We start from the raw sequence: 1630 nt of genomic DNA, 5'->3' as shown, positions 1-1630 counted from the left end.
GACAACACCAAACTGGCGGTGGCGCAGATACTGGGCGACGGTAAGCGCGAGCGCAGTCGGATGTTCTCGACCTTGCAGAGCCATTATCTGTTCGAAGACAAGTTTGGTCGCCCCGGCAAGGGCAATGACAAAGGCAAGGTTGAAGGGCTCGTCGGATATGTCCGCCGACACTTCATGGTGCCGATGCCGGTAGCGGACAGCTTCGATGCGCTGAACGCGCGCTTTCTCGAACGATGTGTGGAGCGCAGGCAGGCGGTGTTGCGCGGGAACAGTCAGAGTATCGGGGAACGGATGTCGGCCGATCTGGAGGCATTCATGCCGCTGCCGGCGGTGGCGTTCGATCCCTGCCATATGGTGACAGGGCGGGCCTCGTCGATGTCATTGGTTCGCTATCGTACCAATGACTATTCGGTGCCAACGGCCTTCGCCCACCGGGAAGTGGTGATAAAAGCCTATGTCGAGCGCGTCGAGATCATCAACGGCGGGGAGCGGATCGCGGTGCACCCACGCAGTTATGAGCGTGAGGACTTCATCGCCAACCCGCTGCATTACCTGGCGCTTCTGGAGCAAAAACCCCGCGCGCTCGATCAGGCCGCGCCGCTCGATGGCTGGGCTCTGGCCGAGCCGATGCACCGTATCCGGCGGTTGATGGAAGCCCGCAGCGGCAAGGAGGGGCGACGCGAGTTCATTCAGGTGCTGCGCTTGTGCGAACGCTTCGACCAGTCTTTGGTGGAGTGGGCGGTAGGCCGGGCGCTGGACATGGGGACTATCAGCTTCGATGCGGTCAAGATGATAGCTCTGGCCCGCCTCGAACAGCGCGTGCCGCGCCTGGATCTGCAATTCTATCCGCACCTGCCGCGAGCGAACGTCGGGCGTACCGATCCGAGCGCCTATATGGGGCTGCTCACGAAGACGGCTAGTCCCGCAGCGGGAGTACCGGCATGAATGATCCCATGATGCCGCTGCCGGCTGTTGCGGCAGAGCCCACCAGCGTGCCGCCCGCTGTGTTGCTGGCCAACCATCTCAAAGCACTCAAGTTGCCCACCTTCGTGCGCGAATATGAGAAGATCGCCTTTGAGGCGGCGCAGGACCGCGCCGACTATCCGCGCTATCTGCTGCGCTTGTGTGAACTGGAGCGGATCGATCGCGAGCGCCGGATGGTGGAACGGCGCATCCGGCAGGCCAGGTTCCCGCATACCAAAAGCTTCGACACATTCGACTTTGCGGCACAGCCCTCGCTGAACAAGGCGCTGGTGCTGGAACTGGCGCGCGGTGAATGGATCGAACAACGGCGCAACGTCATTGCCCTGGGACCCAGCGGCACCGGCAAGACCCACACCGCCCTCGCGCTGGGTCTGGCCGCCTGTCAGAAGGGGTGCAGTGTGGCCTTCACCACGGCGGCGGCGATGGTGCACGACCTGATGGAGGCAAGGGACGAGCGGCGTTTGCGCAGCCTTCAGAAGCACCTTGCCTCGGTGAAGCTGCTGATCCTTGATGAGCTCGGTTACGTACCCTTCACCGCCGTAGGCAGCGAGTTGCTGTTTGAGGTGCTCAGCCAGCGGTACGAACGCGGCAGCACGCTGATCACCAGCAATCTTCCCTTTGATGAGTGGACATCGGTGTTTGGCTC

Annotated in this window: 2 protein-coding genes; both read left to right on the top strand. The window is 62.4% G+C overall.

Annotated elements, in window-relative coordinates; all coding sequences use genetic code 11:
• Positions 1-945 (top strand): IS21 family transposase (locus LH128_RS28195; protein WP_008833112.1); only part of this gene is annotated, 945 nt, incomplete at its 5' end.
• 11 nt (positions 946-956) lie between these two features.
• On the top strand, positions 957-1630 hold a 674-nt coding region (gene istB / locus LH128_RS28190), incomplete at its 3' end, for an IS21-like element helper ATPase IstB (RefSeq protein WP_037521809.1).

The sequence above is a fragment of the Sphingomonas sp. LH128 genome (genome assembly GCF_000293195.2).
In the GTDB taxonomy this organism is placed as follows: Bacteria; Pseudomonadota; Alphaproteobacteria; order Sphingomonadales; family Sphingomonadaceae; genus Novosphingobium; species Novosphingobium resinovorum_A.
Note: the sequence above shows the minus strand (reverse complement) of the source record. Positions and strands in the feature narration are given on the sequence as shown.